Source organism: Psychrobium sp. MM17-31 (assembly GCF_022347785.1).
Lineage (GTDB): Bacteria > Pseudomonadota > Gammaproteobacteria > Enterobacterales > Psychrobiaceae > Psychrobium.
The window spans coordinates 204,857-218,044 of sequence record NZ_JAKRGA010000005.1 but is presented as its reverse complement, the minus strand read 5'-3'; the positions used below and the strand labels follow the sequence as shown (position 1 = coordinate 218,044).

Below are 13,188 nucleotides of genomic sequence, written 5' to 3'. Positions count from 1 at the left end.
CTAGCGAGTGGTGGCCAGTCCTTGTTGATCGCGGTTGTCCAAAAAGCCTGAAGCCCTTGTTAATACTATGGCAAAGCCAACGATTAACGCACCAATCCACGGTGTATCCATCAGAGTCATTTCTTCAACGATAATGCCGCCGACGATAGAGCCAAAGGCAATACCTATATTAAATGCCGCAATGTTTAAGCCCGATGCAACATCCACTGCGTTTGGCGTGTATTTTTGCGCTAATTGAACGACGTATACTTGTAATCCCGGCACATTACCGAAGGCGAATGCTCCCCAAATTAACACAGTTAGCACGGCGCCAATTTGACTACCCGCGGTAAAGGTAAACGCCAATAACACAAGAACACAAGGGCTAAAGCGGTAAAAATAATATGTAACGCCTTGATTGGCCCCATGTTATCAGCCAGCTTACCACCCCAAATATTGCCAATGGCGACTGAAACACCGTACACCAGCATAATGAGGCCAATAGTACTGGAAGCGAAACCCGATTCTTGTTCCAAGATTGGTGCTAAATAAGTAAAGGCTGTGAAAGTCCCGCCATAGCCAACAGCTGTCATGGCGTATATCAATAGTAAGCGCGGCTGGGTCAGCACTTTTAATTGCTCAGATATTTTAGCGGCTTTAGGCTGCTTTAAATTCGATGGTACGAGGAATGCGCTGCCGATTAAGGCGATTAAGCCGAGCATTGAAACGACTAAGAAAGTGGCGCGCCAGCCAAACTCTTGGCCGATAAAGGTGCCCAAGGGAACGCCTGTCACTAGTGCGACAGTTAAACCAGTGAACATGATGGCAATGGCACTAGCTTCTTTTTCCTTGGCTACCAAACCTGTGGCAATGGTAGAGCCAATTGAGAAAAATACGCCATGGGCTAAACCAGTGACAATTCGGGCGATGATCAACGTTTCATAACTCGGCGCCTGCCAAGCGATAAGATTGCCGACCACAAATAGCGCCATTAACGCCAATAGCACTAATTTTCTGTTCCAGCGACCTGTCAAGGCGGTTAGCACCGGCGCACCAACGGCGACCCCAAGGGCGTAGAGACTAACCAATAGTCCCGCCGATGGCAGCGAAATTCCAAGATCTTGTGCAATTGTCGGTACCAAGCCAACGATAACAAATTCGGTTGTTCCAATAGCAAAGGCACTGAGCGTCAGTGCGAGTAACGCAATTGGCATAATAAAAACTCCTTCAATTAATGAAAGGCGCTACTCTACCCGTGGTTTAAATTTGCAAAAATAGCAAAAATTACAAATTAATTTTGTCAATTTTGATAAAGTGGGGCTGTTACATTGAGGAAGGCGAGATGGATATAAAATCGAAGATTGAAGATTTACAGTGTTTTTTAACGGTTATCGACAGTGGCAGTTTTAGTAGCGCAGCAATTGCATTAGATATGCAGGTCGCCAAAGTTTCTCGCAATGTAGCTCGTTTGGAATCTGCACTTGCAGTGACCTTGTTTAATCGCACCACAAGACGCATTGAATTAACAGCAGAGGGGCGCGATTTCGCCCGTTGTGTTCGCGACAGCTTAAACTTGTTGGCTCAAGGGGAAGAAGAGTTGATGGCTCGCCAAGGTGAGCCGCGTGGTCGATTGCGCATCGATGCCGTAAGTCCGTTTTTATTTCATCAAATAGTGCCGCACATCAGCGCCTTTAATCAGCGTTATCCAGAGATAGAGTTATCATTAATTTCTAACGAAAATATTATTGATTTAATTGAGAAAAAGACGGACGTTGCCATTCGAGTAGGGCAGCTTTCAGACTCTAATCTACACGCTAAAAAGTTGGGAAATAGTCGATTGCGAATCGTTGCTAGTCCGGAATATCTGGCTAAGTGTGGTGTGCCGCAGCAATGCAACGAGCTACATGGCCATCAAATCATCGGTTTCGCCGACAACCCCAAGCTCAACAATTGGTATTTGAAGGATGGTAGCTCAATCGCGCCGACCATGTTGGCGAGTAATGGTGAAACTGTGCGCCAGTTGGCGCTGAGTGGCAATGGCTTGGCGTTGTTATCGCATTTCATGATCCGCGAAGACCTTGCTCAGGGGAGATTAATAGAGGTGTTACCTGAGCAAGTACAATCACCGAATCCGCGCGAAGAGGTGCACGCGGTGTATTACAAACACTCGGCAATCTCTTCCCGCATTAGCGCGTTTTTAGCGTTCTTTGCCGAGCGTATCGAGTTGTAAAAGGCCGTTGCCAGCTCAGGTTTATTTAAACAACGCCAAAATAGCCAGATAGTTGTAACGCTTGGCAAGCTGCTGTGGAGTGTCTTGCTCATATGTACTTAAATCGGTGCGTGCCCCCGCATCTATCAAGCGCTTTGCAGCTTCTGTATTGCCGTGCCAAATTGCGTCGTGTAGTGGAGTATAACCATTGTTGGGGCCTTGAGCGTTTACCACTTGGTCGGCTTTGGGGGCTGCCAGCAATAGGCTCACAATTTCCGGGTGTCCCATGTAACCCGCTTTATGGAACGGGATGGCATTCATGGTGTAGCCAGGAATAGTTTGATCGGCACCGTTTTCCAGTAATAGTTTTACGACATCTGTGTAGCCTTCACGCGAGGCGACAAGCAGTGGTGTGTGCCAGTCATTGCGATCGCTGCGCACCGGACGGCGTTGATTCACGTCTTGTCCCTGTTTTAGTAACCTTTTAATTTTCTTAACTTTATCAACTTGGCTAATGTTGCTGTCGTCTATTACGTTTAGAATTTTTTGTTGATCAATTACCTTGTTTAACTGTTGGCGATACTGACTAAATAGTTGTGCTAGTGCATCGTAACGAGAGCGCTCTTGAGGTGTGATGTTGCGATCCCAGCCACCAACCATGTTTTCTGCTAATGCGCCGCCTGGGGTTTTAAGATTGATATTTAACGCAGGGTATTGCATCAACAATTTAATATTTTCGCCTTTCGAGTACCACGCCGCTTTGTGCAGTGGGGTAAACCCCGAGCGCGGTGTTTGTAGATTGATAAAAGCGCCTTGGTCGAGGAGATATTTCAGAATATCAGTGTGGTCGGTTTGCGCTGCAACGTGGACAGGGGCGTTGCCCATTTGGCTATCGAGCTGATTAATGTCGGCGCCGTTGGCGATAAGTTGCTTAACTTGCTGTAAATCGCCAGTAATTACAGCTTGGTGCAACTGTGGCAATTGTTGTTGCGGGTTAGCATTGGCCCAGCTAGCAAATAGCATTGTTGCCGCGGCGATAAATGTTGGTGCTTTAATCATGGTGGCCCTGCGAAATATCTTTGAAAAGGGCTCATTGTAACCTTAGAGCCGAGCTGACTTTAATTAGCTGGGGCCTAATAATCATTTAGCTAAAAGCTAATAGTATTGTTGGTTGGCTGATGGCCATACATGGTTTCAAAGCTTGGAATATTGTGTTCCCAAATTGGCGCTCCGTCACCGATATACTCTTTGACCGCTTCGAAAAATAGGCGAGTACGCAGTGGAATATCTCGATGAGGATAAACCGCATAAATAGCTGCAAAATCAACGAGGTTTAGGTCCTTCATTATGGGTACTAGACGACCGGACTTTACTTCGTCGTGAATGTGAAAAACAGGTGCTAAGTAGTAGCCATTGCCGCTCAAAACAAAGTCTTTCATCATGTCGACATCATTGGCAAAATACACGCAATTCATTGGCATGCGCTGAATTTGATTGTGTTTATCGCGGTAATCGACGTAGTCCGCTTTAAACTTACTGCCTGCGTAACAAGCTGCTGGCAATTGTTGTAATTGGGCGAGGGAAGTTGGCTCGCCATAGCGTTCGATAAACTCAGGTGCAGCTAATAGTGCTAACCTGTTGCGAGCCAAGTAACGAGCCACTAGTGTTGAGTCTTTCAGTTCACCAACGCGGAAGGCCAAGTCAAAATTGTCACCGACAATATCCATCACGTTGTCACTAACATAAAGCTCTACCATGACATCCGAAAAACGCTGCTTAAATTTATTGATCACTGGCTGTATCACCTGCTGGGCCAACGAATAACTTGCAGTTATACGCAGTGTTCCTGTCGGGGTTGAGTGATAATTCTCTGCCAATCTTGAGGTGTCATCTAACAACACTCTTAGCTGCTGTGCTCGTTTGAGAACTTCGTGACCGGCGCCTGTCAGTGACAGTGAACGAGTGGTTCTATTGAGTAATCGTACACCAAGCTCGGCTTCTAGTTTTGAGACTTGTTTTGAGATCATCGAGCGGTCGACCTTACGGTGCTCGGCTGCTTTGGCAAAAGATCCTCGTTCAGTCACCTCTAAAAACAACAACATACGACTCGACGTATCCATATTTTACTCACTCAGTTTTTCATTGGTGCCACAGTGGCAACACTAAGTTTATCAATAGCTGATTTATTGGCAATAGTTCGATCCTTACAATGAGCACAAATTTATAGGAGTTATCGTTGTGAATAAGAAACTATCGTTAATTACATTGTTAAGCATTGGCTTGTTAAGCGGATGCATGAGCGAAAATGAAGCTGCGGCACCAGCGCCTGTTGCCACCGCTATTGATGTCGCAAAAGTGGCCGTTGAAAACGTGCAAGCATGGCATACCTACACGACGCGCTTAGAGTCACCTGAAGTGGTTACGCTAATGCCGCGCGTGTCTGGCATTGTTGAGCAGGTAGCATTTACTGAAGGCCAGTCAGTTAGCGAGGGAGATTTGTTGTTTCAAATTGACCCGCGTCCATTTCAAGCGCAAGTTACTCGTTTAAAGGCACAGATAAAAAGTGCTGAGGCTGCGTTAGAGCAAGCTATCAAGAGTGAGAAGCGCGCCGTTAATCTCGGTAAAACTAGCGCAATAGCTGTGGAACAAATTGAAACTCGTGTCGCAAACACCAAACAGCGTCGCGCAGATCTATTGGCCTTGAACGCAGAGCTAGAAGCCGCGCAATTAAACCTGAGTTTTACCCGCATTACATCGCCGATTGATGGTTTGATTTCACGTGCTGAAATTACCAAGGGCAACAATGTTAATGCCAATCAAAGCGTGTTGACCAACATTATCTCAACCGAGCAAATGTACGCTTATTTCAACATTGATGAGCGCACTTGGAACGGTCAGTTTCACGATGTTACCGCGCAAGATCAATTACCAGTTATTCTCGAATTAACCGGTAACAACGACCAGAAATACGGTGGTTATGTCGACTTTATTGATAACACCGTTAATCCGTCGACTGGCACCTTGCGAGTGCGTGCGACCTTTAACACTCATGACAATAGTTTGCGTGCTGGGTCGTTTGCTCGCTTAAAGCTCGCTGCTAACGACAGCCAAGTGAAGGTGTTGGTGCCAGAGCGTGCTATCGGTACCGATCTTAAGAATCAATTTGTATTAACCGTTACGCCAGATAATGTCTTGGAATATCGCCAAGTTAAAGTCGGCGCGCGTTTTGGTAAATTTCGTGCCATCGACAGCGGTTTAAAAGCCAATGATGTGATTGCGGTTAACGGCCCTGCGAAAGTCGGTCCGGGTATGACCATTTCGCCGCGCAATGTGACCTTAGATCTTTCGAAAGTGGCGTTAAACCCGAAAAAGACTGGCGCGATAACAACAGTCGCATTAGCCGATTAATAGGTGAACTAAGATGAATTTTTCTCACTTTTTTATCCAGCGACCGATCTTTGCATCGATGTTGTCGCTGCTTATTCTCATTGGTGGTTCGATTTCTCTATTTCAACTGCCAGTGAGTGAATATCCAGAAGTTGTACCGCCAACGGTTGTGGTAACGGCTAATTATCCCGGTGCTAATCCAAAGGTCATTGCAGAGACGGTTTCAACGCCATTAGAGCAAGAGATTAATGGTACCGAAAACATGTTGTATATGTTTTCGCAGGCGACTAGCGATGGGCGCATGACTCTTACAGTAACCTTTGCACTAGGGACTGACTTAGACAAGGCGCAGGTACAGGTGCAAAATCGCGTTAATAGTGCTTTGCCACGCTTACCCCAAACGGTGCAACGATTAGGCGTTGTCGCGGAAAAAGCGTCGCCAGATCTCACCATGGTGGTGCATTTATACTCGCCAGATGAGTCACGTGAAATCAGCTACTTATCTAACTACACCAGCTTAAACATTAAAGATCAGATCGCTCGTTTAGACGGCGTTGGTGATGTGCAGTTGTTTGGTGGCGGTGAATATTCGATGCGTGTTTGGCTTAACCCTGAAGCTATTGCTGCCCGTAATATGACGGCGATGGATGTGGTGCAAGCGATTCGCGCTCAAAATCGCCAAGTTGCGGCTGGTTCTTTAGGCGCACAGCCAACAGATTTAGATAGTGAGTTTCAGGTACTATTGAATGTACAAGGACGCTTGAGTTCAATCGAAGAGTTCGAAAACATTGTTATTAAAGTTGGTGACCAGGGGTCATTAATTCGCTTGAAAGACGTTGCTCGCTTAGAGCTCGGCCAAAATACCTATGCCCTACGTGCGATGCTTAATGGCAAGCCTGCAGTGGCTATGCCAATCTTCCAGCGTCCCGGTTCGAATGCAATTGAGTTATCAGATCAAGTGCGCGCAACCATGGCGACGCTGTCACAGAATTTCCCACAAGGCGTTGCTTACGAAATCGCTTATGATCCAACGGTCTTTGTCCGCGGTTCTATCGACGCTGTAATTGAAACGCTGTTAGAAGCTATTGTCTTGGTAGTGCTGGTGGTGATCTTGTTCCTACAAACGTGGCGCGCTTCGATCATTCCATTAATTGCGGTACCTGTATCACTGATTGGTACCTTTGCGGTGATGCAGTGGATTGGTGTGTCGATTAATACCCTGTCGTTATTCGGTTTGGTACTTGCTATCGGCATTGTTGTTGATGATGCCATTGTGGTAGTAGAAAACGTTGAACGCAATATTCACCGCGGTTTGACGCCGCTTGAAGCAACCCGTCAGGCTATGACAGAAGTTACTGGGCCAATTATCGCCATCGCTCTCGTATTATGTGCGGTATTTATCCCAACGGCTTTCATCACTGGCTTATCTGGACAGTTTTATAAGCAATTCGCGTTAACTATCACTATCTCGACGCTGATTTCGGCCTTTAACTCATTAACCTTATCACCAGCGTTATCGGCACTGCTACTTAAAGGGCATGATGCCAAACCAGATTGGTTAACTCGCGTGCTGGATAAATCGTTAAATCGCGTTGTTTTCGCGCCTTTTAATCGCCTATTTGATCGCGGTGCTAATGCTTATGAGCGTTTAGTGAAAAAACTAATTCGATTCTCGTTATTAGTGGGAGTGTTGTATCTTGGCTTAGTTACGGCAACTGGCGGCTTATTTCAAGCAGTGCCTGGTGGCTTTATCCCGCAGCAAGACAAACAGTATTTGGTGGCTATTGCCCAACTACCTGATGCGGCGAGTTTGAATCGCACCGAAGAAGTTATTCGTGAAATGGAAGCTATTGCTTTAGAAACCGATGGTGTCGCCCAAACAATTTCGTTTCCTGGTTTGTCAGTAAACGGTTTTACCAATAGCCCAAACAGCGGCATTGTGTTTGTGACATTGGAAAGTTTCGATAAGCGAAAATCTCCAAATCTTTCAGCAGGTGCTATTGTCGCTAAATTAAATCAATCATTTAGCGTAATAGATGAAGCCTTTGTTGCTATTTTTCCACCACCGCCAATTCAAGGTCTAGGTTCAACTGGTGGCTTTAAATTGCAAATCGAAGATCGCGCTAACCTTGGCTTTAATGCGTTGTTTGATGCATTGCAAACAGTGATTAATGCTGGTCAAAAAGAGCCAGAACTAATGGGACTTTACTCGACTTTCCGCATTCAAACACCGCAAATGGACATCGTGGTTGATCGCGAGCAAGCACTGGTATTGGGGATTGAACTCAATGAAGTATTCGATGCTTTGCAAGTGTATTTAGGCTCACTGTATGTCAATGACTTTAACTTGTTTGGCCGTACTTATCAGGTTAACGCTCAGGCAGATGCCAATTACCGTGTTGATCCATCACAAGTGCTTGGTTTAAAAGTCAGAAACGCTGCTGGAGTAATGGTACCATTAGGCGCTGTAGTGCAGGTGACACCAACGACTGGCCCTGATCGCGTGATGCATTACAACGGTTATCCAAGTGCCGAACTAAACGGCAGCCCAGCACCGGGTTATAGTTCAGATCAGGCGCAACAAGCGATTGAACGCGTACTTGCGGATAACTTGCCTGCTGGTATGGAATACGAATGGACTGAGGTAACTTTCCAACAGATTCTAGCGGGTAACACTATGATTTACGTTTTCCCGTTAGTCGTTATCTTGGTGTTTTCGGTATTGGCAGCGCAGTACGAAAGTTTACGCTTACCGCTGGCGATTATTCTAATCGTTCCAATGACCATCTTCTCGGCTTTATTAGGCGTGTGGATGATTGGCGGTGACAACAATATATTTACTCAAATTGCCTTGATAGTATTGGTGGCCTTGGCTTGTAAGAATGCGATATTAATGGTTGAATTTGCGAAAGAAATTCAGGATGAAGGTCAGTCGCCGTTCGATGCTATTATCGAAGCTTGTCGCCTGCGTTTACGTCCCATTTTAATGACGTCAATCGCCTTTACCGCTGGTGTTATTCCACTGGTGTTAGCATCGGGAGCAGGCGCTGAAATGCGTCAAGCAATGGGCGTTGCAGTATTTGCTGGGATGATCGGCGTTACTATTTTCGGCTTGTTATTCACACCTGTGTTCTACATGCTGATGAGTAAGAAGAAGTAAGTGATTTGGGCTGACATAATTTGATGTCAGCCAGTGAAGAGAGACAGTGTTATGACACAAATACCGCAAACAATGGATGCTTTAGTACTTAATCAAGCGGGAGCTGATTTTGAGTTAGTGAAACAATCGGTGCCATTGCCAAAACTTGGTGACCGTCAATTGTTGATCAAAGTTGAAGCTGTTGGCCTAAATCCCGTCGATACTAAGCTGGCACGCGGTGGTCATGGTAAATGGCAATATCCTCATGTGCCGGGCCTCGATGGCGTGGGTGTTGTGGTGGCTAGTTACACTGAACATTGTCCCTTAATTGGCAAGCGCGTGATGTGGCATAGCGATCTGACTAAGCAAGGAGCATTGGCACAGTATATGGTCATCGAAGCACATGCGGTTGCCGCTGTACCAGAAAGCATTGATGTGATGGCCGCTGCTACTTTGCCTTGTGCTGGAATGACGGCGCTACAAGCATTGTGCAAGTTGAATCTTAGTGCTGGTGAGTCAATTCTTATTGAAGCTGGCGCAGGTGCTGTTGGGCAGTTTGCAATCCAGTTGGCGAAAGCCAAAGGACTAACCGTTTATGCGACGGCATCAAAGGCGCGTCATAAATATTTGCAAAAGTTAGGGGCCGATGAAGTGTTCGATTATCGCGATCCTGCATTTGAAGATAAGCTGACTACCGCATTTGAAGCGCAGCCATTAGATGCGGTGATAGACGCCATGGGAGACAAAGGCACAGAGCGCAACATTCGATTGCTAAAGTTTAACGGTCAAATTGCCTGTCTCAATTCATTGCCGAGTTGTGACGCCGGATTGCTATTCACCCAATCGCCAACGGTGCATATTATTTCACTTGGCGGTGCGTGGTTATCTGGTGACATGTGTGCTCAGCAAAAATTAGGTTTAAAAGGGGAACACCTTTTAAACTTATTATCAAACAATGAGATAACAGTTCCACTTATCACAGAAATTGTTTTTGATGCCGCTGACGTAACGCAGGCTATGCACGCACAGTTAGACGGCGGTGTTTTTGGCAAACAAGTCGTAAAACTAAGCTAGTTACCACTCGCTGTTTGGATTTGCGTTGTCATAAAACGACCTAAATCTGATGCTAGAAATTTTTGCGACACTACCAATTCGCTGTGCCAAGTCGGCATAGCAAACGGCAGCGGATAAACGTCGCAGCCGCCTCGTTTGGCATGCTCTGTCATTGATGCAGGAATAGTCGCAATGAGCTGTGAACTCGCCACAATATCGATTAGTGGTGCAAATTGGGCACAAGTCATTGCTATTTCTCGTTTGTGGCCGAGTTTCGCCAATGCTTTATCAATGACTCCTCGATCATCAGTATTCAATGTCATTAACGCGTGTTGAAGCTGGGTAAAATCACTTAATGTTATCTGCTCTTGGATTTTTGGATGCTGCTGTTTGGCAATGCAAACAAAGTGCTCATCATTAAGTTGTTTTAAGTGATATCGTCTGGGAACTTTGGCAAAGGTACCTATCGCCATTTCAATATCTTCATCATCGAGTTGATTAAATACCGTTTGCTTGTTGAGTGGCACAAAACGCACTTGAATATTGGGAGCCTGTTGATTGAGTTGTGAAATCAACGTTGGCGCTAGCGTTGTTATGGTTAGATCAGATGCGGCGATGGCTAGGCTTGCCGTTATTTTTTTCGGATCAAACTCAACAGGGTTAATCATTTCATTAACTATATTAATCACTTGCGTTATTTTAGGTGCAAGTTGTTCTGCGCGGTGTGTCGGCTCCATTCCTTGTGGCGTACGTTGGAACAAAGGGTCGTCAAACTGATCTCTTAGTCGCGCAAGGGCGTTACTCATTGACGATTGCGCCAAGCCAATTTGTTCTCCGGCTTTGCTGACATTGCGGGTTTTATAAATGGCCGCGAACACCTTTAGCAAATTAAAGTCTGTTGTATTTATATTCATAAAACCGATTTGATGTATCTGATTCATCCATTTCAAGAATACTTTGTTGTTGCATATATTGATATCTGAAATTTTAAATGAGGAATGACAAATGAAAAAAGTATTAGTAATTGGTGCAACAGGGTTATTGGGTAACGCAATCGTCGAGCAACTTTCTGGGCAGGTTAACTTAGTTACCGCTGCGCGCAGTGGTGCTGACTATCAGGTTGATATTGCAGATAAAAACTCGTTAGCTAAGTTATTTAAAGCCGTTGGCAAAGTCGACGCTATCATTTGTACGGCGGGTATTGCACATTTTAAAGCATTAACGGAAATGGCTGATCAAGACTGGCAATTTGCAATTAGTAACAAGATGATGGGCCAAATCAATATTGTCCGCGAAGGTGCCGATTACATTAATGAAGGCGGCAGTATCGTTTTAACTACTGGCACATTAGCGCAAACGCCATTACCTGGTAGCAGCATAGTATCTGCGGTAAATGCGGCAGTTGAAGGGGCGATTCGCGCATTTAGCTTGGAGTTAGATCACCTGCGAATCAATGCCGTTTCACCGGGGTGGATTAGTGAGACGCTTAGCGCGATGAATATGGATCCTACGCAAGGGATTCCAGCAAAGGAAATTGCCACCGCTTATGCCGCCACTATTGAAGCGAGCAATAGTGGGGACATTGTGGCTGTTGGTTAGTGATAAAGGTTATCTAGCTCGAACCGGAATATGAAGTGCCATTTCACAGCTGGGATCCATCACGTTGTAGTTGGGTGGATACAACTCGAAATCGGGTTTTTCTTCGTATTCATAATCGGATTTAGGTAACCAGCTACCCCAGATGTATTTTAGGGTTTTATCGAGGTCGCTAATTGAACCTTTATGGATAAACTTGGCGTACATTTGTGGGGCTAATTCGCGAGTAATCATGCCTTCGGGTACATCGTCAAAGTTGGTGACTGCGGCGCTGCAGATATAGCTAAAGTTAACCTTGTCGCCATCTTCTTCGTAGCATTCGTAAATACCAAATGACTCGTCGCTAGCGCGATTTTTAATGAGATCGCGATAGGGACGAAAGCCAGACCATAGTTTAGGTAAACTTAGATCGCTGTCATCGTAATTATTGCGAATACCCACTAGTTTTACTGCAGGCCGCGTGATGATTTCTGGCTCCATCGATAGCTCGTTTTGCAACATGTGAAGCATGTGCGGGCTAAATTGGTCTTTATAAAGCAGTCGAAAGGGATCGTTTTGTTTGCGATATTGCGCTGGCGTCACTTTAAACAAGTCTTTGAATGCGCGAGTGAAAGCCTCTTGCGAATCAAACTGGCAGTCTAGCGCCAAATCGAGAATGCTAATGTCTTCTTCGAGTAGGCGTTTGGCGCTGACGGTTAAGCGGCGCTTGCGTAAATATTCTTTAGGAGTATCTCCCACCAACGCCTTGAAGATACGGCTAAAGTGATAGGTGGAATAATGGGATGCAGCGGCAATTTCGTGCACCGAAATTTTGTCGTATAAATGCTGCTCTACAAATTCTATGCTCTTGAAAAAACGCTGCATAATCATTTCCTTAATTTACTTTGTTAAAGACTAAACTCGTTCGCTGGTAATGTAAAATCGCAAGTGGCTAAAGCCTTTATCGCGCAGTGGAATAATCGCTTGATATTCCGGTGCAGCAAAGAAGTTATCGATGGCTTGTCTGTCGGGAAACGAAACCACAACAAAGACCTTGGCGCTGGGTTGATTGTCTAGCGCCCGCTCTACATCGTAGGTAGCGATAGGGACGCCGCCATAATGAGAAATTATTGCAGGAACCTTGCTCAAATAACTTTGTAATTCAGCTAGTTGATTTGGGTTTGGTGTTGCTTCTATGTGTAAAAAAACGGGTAGTGTCATGATAATGTTCTCTCAATAAATTTAGTTTAGCGGCACGCAATGCGCCGCAATTAGATTAGTGATTGCGAATGACGCGGCTGTGCCATAACGCAAGCAGTGGTACTACGATAATTTCAATCACAATAGGACCCACGACTTGGCTGTCGACAAGGCCGAATTCCAATACATTTGAGATGCGCGCTAAGCCACCAACAAAGAGTCCGAGTGCTACTACGCGGAACAAGTTAGCGTGTTTGCTGATATCGCGTAGGAAATAGATCAGTACTAAACCTTGTGCGAAGAACACGCCGAAGCCAAAGCGATATTGGTTGTCGGCAAAGCCGCGCAAGATGCTGTCGGCTTGGAATATTGCCTCCGCACCTCCTAATGCGGCACTGCCGTTCATGCCGCCGAAAGCACTGGCACCACCGGGCACAAAACAGATGATGGTTAAAATAACGGTGAATAGTTGAAACGCTTTGCGCTCGAAGGTGCTGGTTTGATTCATGATGATTACCTTTCTGGTTAATTGATGAAGCAAGGTTACCCAGCACGAGATTTGGTTTTTTGATATTTCTTGCTATATCCAAATTATTGGTCATTTTCCAAGAGAGCAAGAAATATCAAAAATGCGATTTCACATCTG

The 13,188-nt window shown here is 45.5% G+C and carries 11 protein-coding genes and 1 pseudogene; 5 read left to right on the top strand and 7 right to left on the bottom strand.

What is annotated here, in order from left to right:
• Window positions 1-1,193 (bottom strand): annotated as a pseudogene (locus tag MHM98_RS15705) (MFS transporter).
• A 128-nt stretch (window positions 1,194-1,321) separates the two neighbouring features.
• Between MHM98_RS15705 and MHM98_RS15700 the strand changes: the two are divergent.
• Window positions 1,322-2,209 carry a LysR family transcriptional regulator gene (locus tag MHM98_RS15700; protein ID WP_239440310.1) on the top strand — a complete coding sequence of 296 codons (888 nt, stop codon included), beginning with the start codon at window positions 1,322-1,324 and terminating at the stop codon, window positions 2,207-2,209.
• A 21-nt stretch (window positions 2,210-2,230) separates the two neighbouring features.
• Here the strand turns inward: MHM98_RS15700 and MHM98_RS15695 are convergent, their stop codons facing one another.
• Together MHM98_RS15695 and MHM98_RS15690 are read right to left on the bottom strand one after the other, a co-directional pair.
• Complete coding sequence (locus MHM98_RS15695; protein WP_239440309.1) at window positions 2,231-3,247, bottom strand: ankyrin repeat domain-containing protein; 1,017 nt, start codon at window positions 3,245-3,247, stop codon at window positions 2,231-2,233.
• Between the two features lie 89 nt (window positions 3,248-3,336).
• A complete protein-coding gene (locus MHM98_RS15690; RefSeq protein WP_239440308.1) occupies window positions 3,337-4,308 on the bottom strand; it encodes a LysR family transcriptional regulator in 972 nt (323 codons plus the stop codon).
• A gap of 118 nt (window positions 4,309-4,426) precedes the next feature.
• On the opposite strand from MHM98_RS15690, the gene MHM98_RS15685 reads away from it, so the two are divergent.
• Genes MHM98_RS15685 through MHM98_RS15675 form a run of 3 tightly spaced genes read left to right on the top strand, consistent with a single transcriptional unit; the run spans window position 4,427 to window position 9,788 of the window.
• The gene (locus MHM98_RS15685) at window positions 4,427-5,596 is read left to right on the top strand and encodes an efflux RND transporter periplasmic adaptor subunit (RefSeq protein ID WP_239440307.1); all 1,170 of its coding nucleotides are present in this window, start codon (window positions 4,427-4,429) and stop codon (window positions 5,594-5,596) included.
• A 13-nt stretch (window positions 5,597-5,609) separates the two neighbouring features.
• Window positions 5,610-8,735, top strand: a complete 3,126-nt coding sequence (locus MHM98_RS15680) for a multidrug efflux RND transporter permease subunit (protein WP_239440306.1) — start codon at window positions 5,610-5,612, stop codon at window positions 8,733-8,735.
• A gap of 51 nt (window positions 8,736-8,786) precedes the next feature.
• Window positions 8,787-9,788, top strand: a complete 1,002-nt coding sequence (locus MHM98_RS15675; protein WP_239440305.1) for a zinc-binding dehydrogenase — start codon at window positions 8,787-8,789, stop codon at window positions 9,786-9,788.
• Here MHM98_RS15675 and MHM98_RS15670 read toward each other — a convergent pair.
• Window positions 9,785-10,708: a LysR family transcriptional regulator gene (locus MHM98_RS15670; RefSeq protein ID WP_239440304.1), complete on the bottom strand. Its 924-nt coding sequence runs from the start codon at window positions 10,706-10,708 to the stop codon at window positions 9,785-9,787. The genes MHM98_RS15675 and MHM98_RS15670 overlap by 4 nt on opposite strands.
• A gap of 64 nt (window positions 10,709-10,772) precedes the next feature.
• On the opposite strand from MHM98_RS15670, the gene MHM98_RS15665 reads away from it, so the two are divergent.
• Entirely contained in the window at window positions 10,773-11,366 is a 594-nt protein-coding gene (locus MHM98_RS15665; protein WP_239440303.1) for a short chain dehydrogenase, read from the top strand.
• 9 nt (window positions 11,367-11,375) lie between these two features.
• On the opposite strand, the gene MHM98_RS15660 is transcribed toward MHM98_RS15665, so the two are convergent.
• From MHM98_RS15660 to MHM98_RS15650, 3 genes are read right to left on the bottom strand one after another with little or no spacing between them, the layout of a single operon-like run.
• Window positions 11,376-12,227, bottom strand: a complete 852-nt coding sequence (locus tag MHM98_RS15660; protein WP_239440302.1) for an AraC family transcriptional regulator — start codon at window positions 12,225-12,227, stop codon at window positions 11,376-11,378.
• Between the two features lie 30 nt (window positions 12,228-12,257).
• Window positions 12,258-12,563, bottom strand: a complete 306-nt coding sequence (locus tag MHM98_RS15655) for a DUF1330 domain-containing protein (RefSeq protein ID WP_239440301.1) — start codon at window positions 12,561-12,563, stop codon at window positions 12,258-12,260.
• Window positions 12,564-12,618: 55 nt separating this feature from the next.
• On the bottom strand, window positions 12,619-13,050 hold the full coding sequence (locus MHM98_RS15650) for a DUF4345 domain-containing protein (RefSeq protein ID WP_239440300.1): 432 nt from the start codon (window positions 13,048-13,050) through the stop codon (window positions 12,619-12,621).
• Window positions 13,051-13,188: the final 138 nt, after the last annotated feature.